Annotated in this window: 12 protein-coding genes; 7 read left to right on the top strand and 5 right to left on the bottom strand. The window is 64.3% G+C overall.

Annotation, left to right across the window (positions count from 1 at the left end):
• Nucleotides 1-5: 5 nt before the first annotated feature.
• A complete protein-coding gene (locus F4036_11875; protein ID MYK38438.1) occupies nt 6-230 on the top strand; it encodes a formate dehydrogenase subunit delta in 225 nt (74 codons plus the stop codon).
• Nucleotides 231-271: 41 nt separating this feature from the next.
• Nucleotides 272-1,126, top strand: coding sequence for a formate dehydrogenase accessory sulfurtransferase FdhD (gene fdhD, locus F4036_11870; protein ID MYK38437.1), 855 nt, complete (start codon nt 272-274; stop codon nt 1,124-1,126).
• An 8-nt stretch (nt 1,127-1,134) separates the two neighbouring features.
• Here the strand turns inward: fdhD and F4036_11865 are convergent, their stop codons facing one another.
• The 3 genes from F4036_11865 to F4036_11855 are packed head-to-tail and all read right to left on the bottom strand — an operon-like array spanning nt 1,135 to nt 7,588.
• Nucleotides 1,135-2,637: a CoA-acylating methylmalonate-semialdehyde dehydrogenase gene (locus F4036_11865; protein MYK38436.1), complete on the bottom strand. Its 1,503-nt coding sequence runs from the start codon at nt 2,635-2,637 to the stop codon at nt 1,135-1,137.
• Nucleotides 2,638-2,669: 32 nt separating this feature from the next.
• Complete coding sequence (locus tag F4036_11860) at nt 2,670-5,126, bottom strand: FAD-dependent oxidoreductase (GenBank protein ID MYK38435.1); 2,457 nt, start codon at nt 5,124-5,126, stop codon at nt 2,670-2,672.
• A 47-nt stretch (nt 5,127-5,173) separates the two neighbouring features.
• Nucleotides 5,174-7,588, bottom strand: coding sequence for an FAD-dependent oxidoreductase (locus tag F4036_11855; GenBank protein MYK38434.1), 2,415 nt, complete (start codon nt 7,586-7,588; stop codon nt 5,174-5,176).
• A 213-nt stretch (nt 7,589-7,801) separates the two neighbouring features.
• On the opposite strand from F4036_11855, the gene F4036_11850 reads away from it, so the two are divergent.
• Genes F4036_11850 through F4036_11840 form a run of 3 tightly spaced genes read left to right on the top strand, consistent with a single transcriptional unit; the run spans nt 7,802 to nt 10,426 of the window.
• Entirely contained in the window at nt 7,802-8,527 is a 726-nt protein-coding gene (locus tag F4036_11850) for a cobalamin-binding protein (GenBank protein MYK38433.1), read from the top strand.
• Nucleotides 8,524-8,850, top strand: a complete 327-nt coding sequence (locus F4036_11845; protein MYK38432.1) for a hypothetical protein — start codon at nt 8,524-8,526, stop codon at nt 8,848-8,850. Before F4036_11850 ends, F4036_11845 begins: the two co-directional genes overlap by 4 nt.
• Before the next feature lie 34 nt (nt 8,851-8,884).
• Nucleotides 8,885-10,426 carry a methyltransferase gene (locus F4036_11840; GenBank protein ID MYK38431.1) on the top strand — a complete coding sequence of 514 codons (1,542 nt, stop codon included), beginning with the start codon at nt 8,885-8,887 and terminating at the stop codon, nt 10,424-10,426.
• Here F4036_11840 and F4036_11835 read toward each other — a convergent pair whose 3' ends face one another.
• The gene (locus F4036_11835; GenBank protein ID MYK38430.1) at nt 10,427-12,850 is read right to left on the bottom strand and encodes an outer membrane beta-barrel protein; all 2,424 of its coding nucleotides are present in this window, start codon (nt 12,848-12,850) and stop codon (nt 10,427-10,429) included.
• Between F4036_11835 and F4036_11830 the strand changes: the two genes are divergently transcribed.
• Complete coding sequence (locus tag F4036_11830) at nt 12,653-13,558, top strand: alpha/beta hydrolase (protein MYK38429.1); 906 nt, start codon at nt 12,653-12,655, stop codon at nt 13,556-13,558. The genes F4036_11835 and F4036_11830 overlap by 198 nt on opposite strands.
• A 3-nt stretch (nt 13,559-13,561) precedes the next feature.
• Nucleotides 13,562-14,377 carry a taurine dioxygenase gene (locus F4036_11825; protein MYK38428.1) on the top strand — a complete coding sequence of 272 codons (816 nt, stop codon included), beginning with the start codon at nt 13,562-13,564 and terminating at the stop codon, nt 14,375-14,377.
• Between the two features lie 64 nt (nt 14,378-14,441).
• On the opposite strand, the gene F4036_11820 is transcribed toward F4036_11825, so the two are convergent.
• Nucleotides 14,442-17,018 (bottom strand): TonB-dependent receptor, encoded by a 2,577-nt coding sequence (locus tag F4036_11820; GenBank protein MYK38427.1) that lies wholly within the window; start codon nt 17,016-17,018, stop codon nt 14,442-14,444.
• Between the last annotated feature and the right edge of the window lie 101 nt (nt 17,019-17,119).

Below are 17,119 nucleotides of genomic sequence, written 5' to 3'. Positions count from 1 at the left end.
AGCGAATGAATAAGGCCAAGCTGGTACGCATGGCCAACGATATTGCAGCGAACTTCGACTGCGGCCTCGATCATGCCAGGGAGGTGGCCGGAGTAATGGACCATATCGGCCGATTCTGGAGTCCCTACATGCTCGACACGATGGATCAATACATGCGATCAGGCGACACCGGGCTGTCCGGCTTGGCCGAGCAGGCGCTCAGAGAACTGATCGCGGAGCGGCAGGGCTAGCCCTTATGTGCCTCCTTCTGGTGGGAGCGTTCTGGTGAGATATGCGGGCTAGTGCCGCGCTGAAGAGCGTCAAGAGTGTGCGGATTGAGCGCTTCGGCGCCGATGGCGGGACTTGCGACGATGTGGTCGCAATGGAAGAACCATTGGAGATTCGCCTGTCCTGGACTCACCCCGATGGCCGGCGCGAGCAGAAGAGCATTTCCATCACCATGCGCACGCCGGGCAACGACGAGGAACTGGCAGCCGGTTTCCTGCTTACGGAGGGAATCATCGCGGGCCCCGAGGAGCTCGAAGCCGTCGGGCCGTGCGGGCCGCCGGCCGCGAACGGGCTGATCAACGTGGTACGCGTGGACCTGGCGCGCGACGTGGAGGTGGACCTGGCACGCCTCGAGCGCCACTTCTACACGTCTTCCAGTTGCGGCGTTTGCGGCAAGGCGTCGCTGGAGGCAGTGGCGGTTCAGGGGCGTTACGACCTGCATGACAACACATTGCGAATGAGTGCAAAAGACCTCGGCGCGCTGCCTGAACGGTTGGAAGCCTTGCAGAGTCTTTTCGAGCGCACCGGAGGTCTGCACGCATCCGGGTTGTTCGATGCCCATGGATTGGTGTCCGTCAGCCGCGAGGACGTGGGACGGCACAATGCACTCGACAAACTGATCGGCCAGGCGCTCCTCAAGGACGAATTGCCGATGAGCGACTACGGGGTCGTGGTCAGCGGCAGGGCAAGTTTCGAATTGATGCAAAAGGCCATGATGGCCGGTGTTCCGCTGGTGGCTGCCGTGGGCGCACCGTCGTCCCTGGCGGTGGAATTCGCCGAGGAGTTCGGCATGACGCTGGTGGGTTTTCTGACTGCCAGCCGGTTCAACGTTTATTCACGTCCCGATCGGATCGCGTAACGCGCCGTTCACTTCATCGTCGGCATCGAGAATTCGGCGCTGGCGGACGGACCTTCCGGCCACCGGGCCGTGACCGATTTCATGCGCGTGTAGAACCGGACTCCGTCCGGTCCATGCATGTGCAGCGGGCCGAACAGTGACCGTTTCCAGCCACCGAAGCTGTGAAATGCCATCGGCACCGGAATCGGCACGTTGACTCCAACCATTCCCACCTGTATCTCCTCGCAGAAACGGCGTGCGCTGTCCCCGTCGCGCGTGAAGATGGCGGTGCCGTTGCCGTATTCATGCTCATTGATCAGGCGGACCGCTTCGTCGCGGGTGTCCACGCGCACTACGCTGAGGACGGGTCCGAAGATTTCCTCGTCGTAGATGCGCATGCCGCGCTTGACGTGGTCGAAGAGCGTCGGGCCCACAAAGAAACCGCGGTTCTCCCCGGAACGCTTGAAATCACGGCCATCCCGACGAAGCATGGCGCCTTCCTCGACGCCGCTGTCGATGTAGGCGCGCACCCTGGCTGCATGGTCCGCTGAAATCAACGGCCCCATCTGGGCTTCCTGCTCAAGGCCGTAGCCCGGGCCTACGCGCAGCGAGTCGATCTCCCTCTCCAGTTGGCCGACCAGCCGGTCGGCCACGTCGTCCCCGACGCAGACCGCAACGGAAATCGCCATGCAGCGTTCGCCGGCCGAGCCGTAGGCGGCGCCCATCAGTGAATGCACGACCTGCCCGGGATCGGCGTCGGGCATGACGAGCATGTGGTTCTTTGCGCCGCCCAGCGCCTGCACGCGTTTCCCGCAAGCGCCCGCCGTTGCGTACACGTACTTCGCGACCGGCGTTGATCCCACGAAGCTGACTGCTTCGACGCGATCATCCGTCAGCAGGACGTCAACCGCGGACTTGTCGCCGTTGACAATGTTGAAGACCCCGTCCGGGAGTCCGGCCTCGGTAAGGAGTTCGGCCAGCCGCAATGTCACCGACGGGTCTTTCTCCGACGGTTTCATCACGAAGGTGTTGCCGCAGGCGATGGCGACCGGAAACATCCACATGGGCACCATCGCCGGAAAATTGAACGGGCTGATCCCGGCGCAAACGCCCAGCGGTTGCATAAGGCTGTAGCCGTCCACGCCCCGTCCCACGTTCAGGCTGTGCTCGCCCTTGAGCAGATGCGGTATACCCGTTGCGAACTCGACGACCTCGAGTCCGCGCCCCAGTTCATTGCGCGCATCGGAGAGCACCTTGCCGTGTTCCATCGTAATGAGTTCGGCCAACTCGTTCCGATGCTCCTCGACCAGCGCCTTGAAGGCGAACATCACGCGGGCCCGGTTCAGTGGCGTGACCGCCTGCCAGGACGCAAAGGCCTGTCGCGCCGCTGCAATGGCGGAGCGCGTTTCTTCGTCGCTCGACAGCGCGACGTTGCGGCGGCGCTCCCCGGTCGCCGGGTTGTAGACCGGCGCGACCCGGCCGGACGTGCTCGCGGTCCGTGTCCCCTGAATATAGTTTCCGATCGTTTCCATGACCCTGGCCAGTATGCCGCCCCCGGTCCCGGTCAGCAGCGAATGCGTTTGTTCCGGGGATCGTACATCGGGATTGAAGAAACCTCCGCCGGTATTCGTTTGCCGGCCACTTCGATGCGAAAGTCCCCCTCGGCCGGGTCTCGCGCTTTGGCCGTATCGACGTATCCCAGCCCGATGGCGCCGCCCAGCGTGTGGCCGTAGGCGCCGGAGGTGACGTGACCGACCAGGGCGTCATCGCGCCAGATCGGTTCGTTGTGGTAGAGCAACGGGTCCGGGTCCAGCAGGCGGAACTGCAACAATCGCTTCGCCGGCCCCACAGCCTTGTCCCTGAGCAGCGCATCCCGGCCGATGAACCCGCCCGGCTTGTCGAATTTCACCGCAAAGCCCAGTCCCGCCTCCAGCGGGGTGTCCTCGTCGGTGATGTCGTGCCCCCAGTGGCGGTAGGCCTTTTCGATGCGCAGTGAATCCAGCGCGTGGTAGCCGGCATGGGTCAGGCCGAACGGTTCGCCCGCGGCGACGATCGCGTCATAGATGCCTGCCGCGAACTCCGTTGGGACGTAGAGTTCCCAGCCGAGTTCGCCGACGTAGGTGATCCGGGAAGCTCGCACGAGGGCGTAGCCCAGCTCTATTTCGCGGCTGTGCGCAAACGGGAAGGCTTCGTGCGAGAGGTCGTTCGGAGTCAACGATTGCAACAGCGCCCGGGCGTTCGGGCCCATGATCGAAATCACCCCCATGGAGGAAGTGACATTGGTGAGCACACAGTGGGCGTCGGCCGGAATATGCCGTTTGAGCCAGTCGAAGTCGCGTACTTCGGTGGCAGCGGCGGTCACGATCAGAAAGCAATCTTCAGCCAGCCGGGTTACGGTGAGGTCCGCTTCGATACCGCCCCGTTCGTTGAGCCACTGGGTGTAGACGATCCGGTCGGGTTGCACGTCCACCTGGTTGGCGCAGACGCGGCCGAGCACGCGGGCGGCGTCGCGGCCTTCGAGCCTGAACTTGGCGAAGGAAGACTGGTCGAAAAGTCCCACCCGTTCGCGCACGGCCCGGTGTTCCGCCGCGGAATGCTCGAACCAGTTCTGCCGTCCATAGCTGTATTCGTAACGCGCCAGGGCGGGTTCCGGCGCGTACCAGTTGGGCCGCTCCCAGCCCGCAAGCTCGCCGTGACAGGCGCCGATCGCCTTCAGGCGGTCGTGGAGCGGCGATTTGCGAACGCCGCGGGCGGTGTCGTACTGACGATAGGGGTAGTGCGTGGCGTACAGCAGCCCGAGGCTTTCGGACACCCGTTCGCGCAGGTAAGTCCGGTTGCGTTGAAAGGGCTGATTGCGGCGCACATCCACTTCCCAAAGGTCCTTTGGCGGGTGGCCGAGGCGGATCCACTCGGAGATCACCCTGCCAATGCCGCCGGCGGACTGCAGACCGATGGAATTGAGTCCCGCCGACACGAAGCAATTGTCGAGTTCGGGTGCCCGGCCGATGTGGTAGCGCACGTCCGGCGTGAAACTCTCGGGGCCGCAGAAGAACGTGTCCAGCCCGGCCGATTCCAGCGCCGGAACGCGAACAAGCGCCTGCTCCAGGATCGGTTCGAAGTGTTCCAGGCTGCCGTCGATCTCGTCGAAACAGAAGTCCTCGGGGATGCCCTCGGTGGCCCAGGGGCGGGCATGGGGTTCGAACGCCCCCAGCATCAGCTTGCCCGCGTCGTACTTGTAGTAGGCGCAGGCGTCGTAGTCGCGCACGACAGGAAAGCTGGAGTCCAGGCCTTCCACCGATTCGAACAGGGCGTAGTAGTGCTCGCAGGCATGCAGCGGCACATTCACGCCGACGGTCGCCGCCAGCTCCCGGGTCCACATGCCGGCGCACAGTACCACGCAGTCGGCTTCGATCTCGCCGCGGTTGGTGGTCACGCCGGTCACGCTCCCGCCGGCGGTGCGGACGCCCGTGACCGGTACGTTCTGAAAGATGCGCGCACCGGCGGCGCGGGCGCCCCTGGCCAGGGCGTTGGTGATGTCCACCGCGTTGGCGTAGCCGTCGGTCGGAATGTGGATGCCCCCGAGCACGTCTTCGGTATTCAGCAGCGGTACCCGGGCCTTGATCGTGGCGGGCGTGACCACCTCCACCTCCAGCCCGAAGACCTTCGCCATCGACGCGCTACGCCGCAACTCCTCGAACCGCTCCTCGTTGGTTGCGAGCGAATAGGAACCGCAGCGCCGGTAGCCGGTCGCCTGGCCGGTTTCCGCCTCCAGGCGCAGGTAGAGCTCGCTGGTATAGCGCGCCAGTTCCGTCATGTTGATGGATGTGCGCAGTTGACCCACCAGTCCCGCCGCATGCCAGGTCGTGCCCGAGGTGAGTTGCCTGCGTTCCAGCAGCACCACGCCGGCAACCCCGTCCCGCGCCAGGTGGTAGGCCACCGAACAGCCGATCACGCCCCCGCCGATCACGATAACGCCGGCGCGGCGCGGCAGGTCGGCGGGGCGTTCGGGCCGGGCGGTCACGGGCCGTCAGGTTCGCAACGGTTGCTTGCCCGGCTGGTCATGAGCCGTCAGGCGCGTAAACGGGCGTTTGCCGGGTCATACACGGGCTCGTCGAGCACAGTGGCGCGCCGCCGTTGACCAAGGATGTCGACCGTCAACTCGGTATCCGGTTCTGCCAGCGACGGCGGCACATAGCCGAAACCGAGGCTTTGCCGAACGAAGTGGCCGTAACCGCCGGTGGTGGTCACGCCCACGCACTGCTCGCCGGCGAAAATCGGCTCGCCGCCCTGCACGTCCGCGTCGCCGGGATCCAGGCTGAAGTAGATCAGTTGCAGCGTGCGGTCACGCTGCCTGAGGGTCGCCTCCCGGCCGATGAAGTCACCCTTGTCGAACTTGATGAAGCGCTCCATGGCCGCGTCGATCATCGTGACTTCGTTGGTCAATTCGGCGCCCCAGCTCCGGTAGGCTTTTTCCAGCCTCATGCTGTTTACCGCGTAGAGGCCGAAATTGCCGATGCCGAAATCCGCCCCGGCCGCCATCAGTGCATCGTACAGCGGCTCCATGCAGTCCATCGCCGGGTGCAGTTCCCACCCCAGTTCGCCCACGTAGTTCACGCGCAACGCACGCACCGGCATCCCGGCGACTTCGATTTCCCGGCCGCTGAGCCAGGGAAAATCCTTGCTCTGAAGGGGCGCGTCCGTAACCCGGCCCAGCACGTCGCGGGCCCGGGGGCCAGCCAGCACCAGCACGCCGCGCCGGTCGGTGACATTGTCGATGTGCACGCGCTCGCTCGCGCGGCGGCCCTGCTGCAGGTGGTCGAGATCGCGCAGTTCGGCGCCCGCCGCGGAAAGCACGTAAAAGGCCTCGTCGTCCAGCCGCGTGACGGTTGCTTCCGCGCCGATTCGCCCGCCCTCAGACAGCAGATGGGTGAGCGCGATACGGCCGGGTTTAGGCAGACGGTTGGCGCACAGCCGATCCAGCAGCGTCTCCGCATCGGGGCCCGTGACGTCGTACTTGGAGAAACCGGAGAGGTCCAGGACGCCTACCCGCTCGCGCACGGCCATGCACTCTTCGCGCACCAGCTCGAACACGTTGTTATGGCGAAAGCTGTATTGCTCCTCCCGGCCGTCGGGCGAGAACCACTTGGGCCGCTCCCAGCCGAAAGTCTCGGTGTAGACACAGCCCTGGGCCTTGAGCTTTTCGTACAGGGGGCTGGTCCGGCATCGGCGGGCCGCCGGCAGTTCCTCCCCCGGAGGCGGCGTGACGTAGGTCCTGGCGTAGTCCTGGCGGCCCCTGGCGCCCATGTAGTCCTTGTCGGCAAACACCCCGAAACGGCGCGGATCGAACCCGGTCATGTTGATTTCGGAGTCGCCATGCAACATCCACTGGGCCAGGTACTTGCCGCAGCCGGCGCCCTGGGCTATGCCGAACGACGAGCCGCAGCAGAGCCAGAAATTGCTTAAGCCGGCTACCGGGCCGAGCAGCGGCAGACCGTCGGGGCTGTGGGAGATGGCGCCGTTGACGATGCGCTTGATGCCCGCCGGTTCGAAGATCGGCATGCGCTCCATGGCCCGCTCCAGCCAGGGCATCAGGCGCTCGAGCTCGTCCTCGAACAGCTCGCTGTCGGACTCCCAAGGGGGCAGTCCGCCCGGTTGCCAGGCTTCGCTGAGCCCTTCGGACTCGTAGATGCCGACCAGGCCGGACTCCTGCTCCTGGCGCAGGTAGACGGAGGCATGGGGGTCGCGGGTTACGGGGAGTTCTTCATTTCTGCCGGCTAGTTCCGGCACCGGGCCGGTGACCAGATAGTGGTGCTTGATATTGCAGATGGGAAGGTCCGCGCCCACCATTCCCGCCACCTGCCGGGCGAAGCAGCCGGCCGCGTTCACCACGGTTTCGGCGATAACCGGCCCCTGCTCCGTCATCACTCTCCATTCGCCGCCCGGCAGGGAGTCGATACCGGTCACCCGGTTGTGCCGCACGACCCGGGCGCCGAGCGCGCGCGCCCCCTTGGCCATCGCCTGGGTCAGCCCGAACGGGTCGGCATGGCCGTCGTTGCGGGTCCAGGCGCCGGCCAGCACGCCTTCGGTCGAGACAAAGGGATTCAATTGACGGATCTTTGCGACGTCGACTATCTCCATGTGGTAACCGACGTTTGCAGCGATTCCGCGAAGGTAGCGGAACCAGTCCAGGTCCTGCTCGGTGAGTGCGAAGCGGACGCTGCCGCAGTCGTGCCAGGTGACCGACTGTCCGGTCAGTTGTTCCAGTTTCCGGTACAGGGAAATGCTGTACTCGTGGATCTTGGCGAGGTTGTAGTCGCCGACCAGGTTGGGGCATTGACCGGCCGCGTGCCAGGTCGAGCCCGAAGTCAGCTCGCCTTTCTCGATCAGCAGGACGTCGTCGCACCCCTCGGCCGCCAGGTGGTACAGCAGGCCGACGCCCATGATGCCGCCGCCGACTATGACAACTCGAGCCTGTCTCTCCATCGCGTTCCCCGGTGGTGGGTCGCTGCCGCCTGAATTTTCATGGAAGTCGGGGTTAACTTGCAATATGGTTTTCGATCGTTTCGTGCATTGCGAACGTCAATTCATGGCTGCTAATATGCCGCTGACGGTCGCTGGATTGACCGTGACAAGGACAGCCGCGCAGGGACTGCTGGACTTTCGAGGCAGGAGGTTTGGTGGTTGGAGGCAAGTGGCATGAACGAAGACCTTGACGGCAAGACCGGGTCCGGCGAGCAGGAGGACGATCTCGTCCTTTCTGAACTCAACGACGACGAACTCGTCGAGCAAATGCACGATGACCTTTACGACGGCCTCAGGGATGAAATAATCGAAGGCACGGAGATTCTGCTGGAACGGGGCTGGGCAGCGGAAAAGGTGCTGAATGACGCCCTGGTGGGCGGCATGCAGATCGTGGGCATCGATTTTCGCGACGGCATCCTGTTCGTGCCGGAGGTGCTGCTGGCGGCCAACGCGATGAAGGGCGGCATGGCCGTGCTGCGGCCGTTGCTGGCCGAAACAGGCGCGAAGCCGGTCGGCAAGATGGTGATCGGCACGGTCAAGGGCGACATTCACGACATCGGCAAGAACCTGGTCGGCATGATGATGGAAGGCGCCGGTTTCGAGGTGATCGATATCGGCATCAACAACGATGTCGAAAGCTACCTGGAAGCTCTGGACAAGCACCATCCGGACATTCTCGGCATGTCGGCCCTGCTCACCACCACGATGCCGTACATGAAGGTGGTCATCGATGAACTCGTGACCCGGTCCATCCGCGGCGACTACATTGTTCTGGTGGGCGGGGCCCCCCTGAACGAGGAATTCGGCGCGGCGGTGGGCGCGGACGCCTATTGCCGGGACGCCGCCGCCGCGGTGGACACCGCCACACTCCTGATGCGCAAGAGGCGGAATGACGGATGAAACGGCACTCCGTGGACGCTATCCTGCTGCGGTGGCGCGATATTCCCGCGCAAATTATCGTCGGACAAGGCCGAAAGCGCGGGCGGGCGAAGTTGAGCGGCCGCTTTCAGAACGCCATCGATCGCGCCGCCATGCGGGCGAAAAAGCGCAACGCCGACGCCTACCTGAGTGAATGGGTGCGGGAACCGCTCAATGTCGAGGCGGAGGAGGCCGCGGCGGACTTGCAGGCGGCGGCGGAGCGGCTGGCGGTTCGGATTGAAGCGGCCTATTCGGACGAACGCCTGTCGGCGCTGGTGCGCAATCGCGGTCGGGCCGATGACTAGGGCGTGTTAACGCCCTAGAGGAGGGAGAACAGCCATGCCGCGGAGATCAGGGGGTAGAAGGGCGCGAAGGGCCGAGCGCGCCGCGCCCCTTGCCGAAGCGATCAAACCGGTTCGCCCGGGGCATACCGGCGGACGGTACAAGCCCTTGTCCGAGGCCGGCGTGGTGGCGATTGTGGACAACGCCTTCAGGATTCTCGCTGAAGTGGGGTTCGCCGACGCCACCCCTCACTGTATCGAAACCTGCACCGCGGCCGGCGCCGTGCTCGGCGAGGACGGACGTTTGCGCATGCCGGGCAGCCTGGTCGAGCGGACCCTTGAGCAGGCCCGGCGGAATCTCGTGCTGCACGGTCAGGACCCGCGCAACGACCTGGACCTGAGCGGCGCCAGAGTGCACTTCGCCACCGCCGGCGCCGCGGTCATGGTCGCGGACACGGAAGAGAACCTTTACCGGGATTCCATGGCGCAGGACCTGTACGACATGGCGCGCATCGTCGATACCTGCGAGCACATCCACATGTTCCAGCGAACCTGCGTGCCCCGGGACATTCCGGACAACTACGAGATGGACCTCAACACGCTCTACTGCGCGGTGATGGGCACCAGCAAACATGTCGGCTCCAGTTGGACGCTTCCCGGGCATGTGGAGAAGAGTTTTGAGATGCTGCATCTCATCGCCGGCGGCGAGGCCGAGTGGCGCGCTCGTCCCTTCGTGAGTCAGTCCAACTGCTTTGTGGTGCCGCCGATGAAGTTCGCCATCGACGCCCTCGAATGCCTGCGGGTGGCCGTTGAGGGCGGCATGCCGGTGCTGCTGTTATCGGCGGGCCAGGCCGGTGCGACCACCCCCGCCTACCTGGCCGGGGCGGTCTCCCAGGCCTGGGCGGAGTGCCTAGGGGGACTGGTCTATGTCAACGCGATCAGGCCCGGCGCGCCGGCGATTCTCGGCGCCTGGCCGTTCGTTTCGGACCTGCGTACCGGAGCGATGAGCGGCGGCTCCCCGGAGCAGGGCCTGCTTTCCGCCGCCTGCGCCCAGATCGGTATTCATTTCGACCTTCCCTTCGGCACGGCCTGCGGCATGACCGACGCCAAGTTTCCGGATTTTCAGGCTGGGGCGGAACGTGCCGCAACGGTGCTGTCCGCCGCCCTGTCCGGGGCGAACATCGTTTACGAATCGGCCGGCATGTACGCCAGCCTGCTGGGAACCTGCCCGGAGAGCCTGTTGCTGGACAACGACGTCCTCGGCGCCATCGGGCGCGTTACCCGTGGGATCGAAGTCAACTCCGATACGTTGAGCTTCGCCGAGATCCAGCAGATCTGCTCCAGCGGCGAAGGGCACTACCTGGGATCGGGGAACACCCTGCAGGTCATGCAAAGCGAGTACATCTATCCCGACTTCGGCGACCGCGACAGCCCGACGGTCTGGGAGGAACGAGGCAAGCCGGTCATGCTTCAACAGGCCGTGGAGAAGACACGGGAGATTCTCGCTCGGCCCGCGCCGCGCCACGTCGCCGACGAAATCGACGCCCGCCTGCGCTCCGGGTTCCCGATCCTTCTTTCCCCGGCAGCCATGGGACGCTGATTAGAAGCGTTTGCGCAGACGCAGCATGAAGTGCATGGCCTGCTCGGTCTTGCGCTCTTCCACCGCGGTAATGGCGCCGCCGGAGCGGCCGGCTCCGTAGATTTCCCGGATTCGCGTGCGCCGCGCCGGCGTAAAGTTCATGATCTCGAAGCGTACGGAGAGATCCTCACCGAATGTCCGGTCCCACCAGATATTCATCGGCAAGGGTTTTTCCCGAATAAGCCGCTCCTCCGAAATGCGGTAGACCCGCTCCTGGAAGCCGATGAATCCGTCCATCCCCACGACGGAATTCCATCGTGGCAATTCCCAGGTGAGGCCGATGAACCCCACGAACGAATCACGTCGCGATTGTCGCCGTGTTTCACCCGTAAAGGGGTCGGTAACCCGGGAATCGAAGTGCACGGTCCTCGACCGCCAGGTCGCTCCTTTCCAACCCAGCGGGTCCAGGGGAAAATTCGTGACCAGTATCCACCTGCCGCGGGTCGCGCTGCCCGCATTGCCCCGCGCGTCGAAGCCCAGGCCTACCGGAACGAAATCCAGCGCGTTGTCCATCTCATAACGGGTGTAGGTCAGGATGGCCGACCCCCTTCCCCAGAACCTGCGTTCCAGTTGCAGTTCGTAATCCGTTGACTCTTCCGGTTCCAGGTCAGCATTGCCGGCGGCCAGAATGTCCCACTCCAGGTTCGGCGATGCGGCGAACGAGTAGAAATCGAGTTGCCCCACGACTTTCTCGACGCGCAGCCGGATATCGGTCACGCTGTTGATCGACCAGGTCGCCGTCAGGCGCGGCTTGAGGTAGTCGAAGTGCTTGCTGAGATTGGCGTCGCCGCGCTGCTCCAGAGCCGAATGCTCGAACGCCAGGCCGGCTTCGAATGACAGATTGGGCCGGGCCCGGAAAATGGCCTTGGCGAACGCCTGATAGCGGTCCTCCTGAACCGTGACGTTGTCATTGGGCAGATCAAGGGGCATATCGGCCACGCTGACCTCGACCAGACTGTCCAGCTCGTTGAATGCGGCCTCGGCGCCGAATTCCAGGCTCAGGGGGTTGGACAGGTCCCACCGGTATATTGCTCGCGCCGCGGTCTCGGTCCAGTCGAAATCGTCGTCCGCGAGGGTCTCCAGGGAACCGACTTGCAGGTAGGAGTCGCTGCCCAACGACTCCAGCCGGTGAAGCAATTTGGCGTTCAGGCGCCGGTTCCCGGCCAGGTTGATCGCGATGTCCGATCCCACCTCGAATACGTCGTTACCCCGCTCGATATCGACGACCTGATCGTACGGCTCACCACCCGCAGTCCGGTACTCGCCGAGCCGGTCGAGAAGCAGCGTCGACGTCTTGGCCGTAAGGTTCAGCCCCAAATCGAAACGGTCCCATGCGTAGTTGCCGCTGGCCGTACCGTGCACGCTCCTGGACCAGTCGTCAATATCGAACCGGCCACTGAGCGAGGACTGTGGATCCACGGCCGTAAGGGTGTACGGTCCCTCTCCCGTTCCCCATTCGAATTGTTCGTTCTCGTAGACAAGGCTCGCATCGAAATTGAAGCGACCCGAACTCCTTGAGTACTCGGCACGCGCGGTACCGCCGAATTCACGGTCGTTGTCGGTGTACTTCTTGACCGCCGCTTCGGTGATCAGAGTGGATTTGCCGCCCGCCTTGCGAACGACGTTGACGACGACCTGGCGGCCCATCGTGTCGAAATCCGCGGCGTCCGCGCGTATCACTTCGACCTGCTCGATGACCGCAAAAGGAATGGCGGTAAGCACCTCCTGCAGGGTATTGGCCTTGATGGTCGGCCAGCGGCCGTCGATCAGCACGTTTCCCGCGGCGCTCTCCAGGCCGCGCATGTTGTTGTTTCCGCGCTCGAAGATGAAACCCGGCGTGCGGTTAATGACGTCCATTGCACTGACTGGTTCGCCGTCCGCGTAGAAAGCCGCGGGAAAGACCGTGATGCCGGGGTTCTCCGCCGCCGGCTGCTCCTGCGCAAGACAGGCAAGGGCAAGCGCCGCCTGCGCTAGGAAAATTCCGAAAACTCTCGCGATGTGACCGATGCCCCGTTTCACGTCCACTACCTTAACTGCTATACGGCCGGGCGGGAAATCATTTCCGGGACATACGTCTGCCTGATAAGATTCGCCCAGTTGCGCCCGGAGGATTCCGGGCAAGGCGTCAGGGGAAACAGAGTGCGGGAAAACAAAGTACGGATTTATCGGCGGCGGCTGGTTCAGGCAATGCTGGCCGCGCCGCTGGCATACGTCTGGGGGCGGGCGGGCGCCGACCAGACGCTCGCGGCAACCGGATCGACAACGCCGGCAGGCACGCGGCGGATCCGCAGGCGCTACGTGGACGGGCGCTTCGGCCAGATTCACGTTTACGTAGCGGCCGCGCTTGAAGGCACGTCCGCGAAGACACCGCTGATGTGCTTCCATCCGACCGCGGTGTCCGGGGACTTCTTCCGCGACTTCATGCTGGAAATGAGCAGGGACCGGCTGGTCATGGCCATGGACACCCCGGGCTACGGCCGATCGGACCCGCCGCCCGAGCCCCAGCCGATGATCGAACTGGCGGGAACGGCCGCGGACGCGCTCGACGGGCTGGGTTACGGGGCAGGCGGCCGGGGCGCCGTGGACGTGATCGGCTACCACACGGGGTGCTTTATCGCTTCCGAGCTGGCGGTCATCCGCCCGGACCTGGTGCGCCGGCTGGTCTTGCCGGGCATTCCGTTCAATGTGGGCGAGCAGCGAAAGGAAATGTACGACCAGTTGGCCAAACCCAGCGAACTCACGGAAGACGGGGCGAAAGCGATGGAAATCTGGGACTTCTGGGTGACCGGCCGTCACCCGGACGTATCGCTGCAGCGCGGCGCATCGCACTTCGTCGACCACCTGCAATCGGGTCCCTACTCCTGGTGGGCGTATCACAGCGTGTTCAGCTACGCGGCCGAAGAGCGCCTGCCCCTGGTTCGACAGCCGGTGCTGGTGCCCAACACGCACGGGAACCTGCAGGAGAACTCGCGGGCCGCAGCGGCGCTGATCGACGATGTAAGGGTGGTCGAAATGCCCGACCTTACGCACGGGGTGTTCGATGTCGGCGTGGACCGGCTGTCGGCAGTCTCCCGCGAATTTCTGGATCAATGAATCATGAACTTTGAGCGAGTGGCAAAACTGGGCGCCGAGGTTTCGGGCATCGAGCTTGCGCCGGACCTTGCACAGGACGTCATCGACGAGATTGAACAAGGAATCCTGGAACACAGAGTTCTGTTTTTCCGGGATCAGGAACTGAACGGAGAAGAACTCGTCGAGTTCTCCCGTCGATTCGGCGAGAGCTTCGTTCAGCCTGCGCTGGCACACAAGTACCAGGAACTGCTGTTTCTGGAAAACGACAAGAGCAAGCCGCCAACGCTCAACACCTTTCACCAGGACATGACCGGCCTGGCGCAACCCCCTGCGCTGCACATGCTGCACGCGCTGGTCGTTCCGGACGGGGGCGGCGACACGATGTGGGCCTGCAACTACAGCGCCTACGAGTCCCTCTCCGACGAAATGAAGCGGATACTGGGCAGCCTGACCTGCACCCACACCATACTCGGGTACTACAGGCCGATCGTAAGCAACTGGGAGAACGCCGAGGAGAAACTGCGCGAGTTCGAGGAGATCTTCCCGCCGGTCACGCATCCGCTGGTGAGGACCCACCCGAAGACCGGCCGCAAATCGCTGTTCGTCAACCGCTTCTTCACCAATTTCATCAACGGTTTCACTCCCCAGGAAAGCGAAAACCTGCTTCAGTTCCTGTACAAGCACATCGAAACGCCCGAATTCTGCGTGCGGCTGCGCTGGCGCCCCGGCACACTGGCGATCTGGGACAACCGCTGCACGTCCCACTACGCGCTGGCCGACTACTGGCCGCAGCACCGCAAGATGCAGCGCGCCTCGGTCTCCGGCGATACCCCCTTCTAGCCCCGGGGAGCGCTCCGAAACCGTCGTACGGGGATTCGCGGGCCGGACTCCGGCGCGGCTCCGGTCAGAACTTCATGCTCGCCCGTACGCCCAGGGTTCGCGGCTGCGCGTAGGTGACGTACTGGATGTCGAACCCGAACGAGCGCGATACCTCCGCGCGTTCGTCGGTCAGGTTGCTGCCGTAAAGCGTAACCGACCAGAGGTCGCCGGCCACGCCCGCCGTCAGACCGAGCATCGTCCAGCCGTCGACCCGGTCGCGGTTGATCGTGATGATGTCGCTGTACGACTCCGCCGACCAGGAAATCATGGGCATGACGTGCGCTGTCAATCCGGTGGCCAGCAGAGGCCACTCGTAGCGCGCCCGCAGGTTGCCCTGCGATCCGGGAGCGAACGCGAGTTCGTCGCCGAGGCGCACATCGTCGGTGGGCGTAATGACGCGCGTGATCTCCGAGTCGAGGAATGACAGCGCGCCGGAAATCGTGAGCCTGTTCGACCACGGGGGCAGCCAGCTGAAGTCCGCTTCGAAGCCGGTCACCCGGGCGTCCGCCGCATTGTCGGAGAAGAAAAGGTTGACGATATTCGGATCGAAGATCGTGGTCTGCAGGTTGTCGATCTCGACCCGGAACAGCGCCGCGTTGAGGCGCAAGGTGGAGTCCAGGAAATCGGACTTCATGCCCAATTCGAAATTCGTGACTTCGTCGGTTTCAAGCTGCCAGGGCACGGCGAAGGTACCGGCCGCGTTCATCCGGCCGCCCGGACGGTTCAAAAGGCCGGGGCGGAATCCCTCCGACAGCGTGACGTAATAGAGTTGCTCGGGCTGCGGCCGCCAGTCCAGCGTGGTCCGGTAGATGGTGCCGTCCGCAATCGCCTTGTCGGGCGCGCCGAAGGTATTGCCCGGCCGGAATTGCGCCGATAGGTTGGCGCCGGCGCGCTGCTGATCTTCAGCCTGGCCGAAATTGTAGAACGACGAGTTGGCGCTGCCTTCGAAATCCACCTCGATCTCGTAGTTGCGGGCGCCCACCGTAAGCGCGAACCGGTCGCTCAGGTCCAGGCCCAGCGCGGCAAACACGCCGAACTGATCGTCGGTGCGCCGGATGTCGTTGCGGAACACCACGTCCCGGGGAAACGGTCCCGGATAGGTGTAATAGCCGGCTTCGGCGTTACCGAGCGTCGGGTGCCCCGGGGCCGCTTGCGGGTTGGTGAGCGGATAGTTCGGAGAGTATCCTCGGGTAATCCCGTCCCAGGCTACCGCCTTGAGGGAGCCGGGATAGGTGAAGTCGTTGAGCTCGCGCAGCTCCAGTTCGCTCATGAACACGCCGCCCTGCAGCCGCCAGCGCCGGGCCTGATCGGTCGCGAAGCGGATCTCGTGGGTCGTGACCTCAAGCGCGTTGAGGCTGTCCACGAACATCAGGGGCTCATTGCAGACGCCGGAAGGCGCGGCCGCGCCCGGATAGGTCACGGTGCCGTCGCAGATGTAGTACGGCAGGTACTGGCCCACGAACAGGTAGTCGGTGTAGTCGATGATCTGGTCGGACTGCCGGTCGGTGAACGCTCCGGTATAGATGACCTCCAGCTGATCGAACATGGCCGTGAGCGTCCACGCCGTGTTGTCGATGCTGTCCTCGATGCGCTCGTCCACGAACCGTTGGATTTCGAGATCGCCAACCTCGGGATCGGCGAAGAACACGCCGTCCGCCTCCGTGTCCTGGGTCGTGTGCGCAACGAGCAGGCGCCAATTGCCGCTGATGTCCCAATGGGCGGAGAGCCGGGCGCCGGTGTAATCGACGCCGTTGATGTCGCTGTCCACGACCGCGCTGTTGTCGGCGGGTATGAAAGTCACGCCCGAGAGATCCGATCCCGCCTGGAACCCGGCGCGGTGCGAAGCGACCGGCAAGCCGTTCTTGCGAACCGTGCCCTCGGGCCTGAAACGTCCGCTCTGGCTGGCGTCCCGCGTGCCGGGGACGTTGTCGATCCAGCCGCCCTTGCTGTCGTTGTAAACCACGGCGCGCAAGCCGAAGTTGTCGCTGACGGGAATGTTCAGCATGACTTCGAGGCTCGCACCCGTATCGCCGCCGCTGATCGTGTTCGCGCCAATCTTGGCGTTGCCGTAGAACTCGCTCAAGTCCGGCTTGTTCGTGATCAGGCGGACGTTGCCGGCCTGCGAACTGGCGCCGAACAACGTGCCCTGGGGACCCGAGAGCACTTCGATGCGGGCCAGGTCCGCCGCGTAGACGTCCAGATTGCGGCCCGGATGCGCCAGCGGCTGCTCGTCCAGGTAAAAGGCGACGTTGGGCGCCAGCCCAGCCACGCCTGCGACCGTGAGGTGCGGCGTTGTCGAAGCCACGCCGCGGATATAGATGGTGTTCTGGCCCGGTCCGCTGCCGCCGGCTGTCACGCTCGGCAACTGCAGCACGTAGTCCGCGAAATTGGTGATGCCGAGTTCAGTGATCTCGCGGGTGTCCAGGGCGGTCACGGCCAGTGGAACATCCTGCAGCGATTCCTGCACGCGCCTCGCGGTAACGACGATCTCATCGAGCATTCGTGCGCCGGCATCCTCCTGCGCCGCGACCGGCGCGCCGGCCACCGACAGGGCGACGGCGACGGACAGAACGGTATGTTTCGGTTGTAATTGAATGGGCATATTGCCTCTCCTCGCGAGGGCTCAATCCTCAAACCTGAAGAATATGATAGCCACGCGTTGCGCGGCCCGGTCCGAAGGCGCCCGCCCAGCCTCCGTGGAGG

This window comes from Gammaproteobacteria bacterium, assembly GCA_009845905.1.
Taxonomy (GTDB): Bacteria; Pseudomonadota; Gammaproteobacteria; order Steroidobacterales; family Foliamicaceae; genus Foliamicus.
Note: the sequence above shows the minus strand (reverse complement) of the source record. Positions and strands in the feature narration are given on the sequence as shown.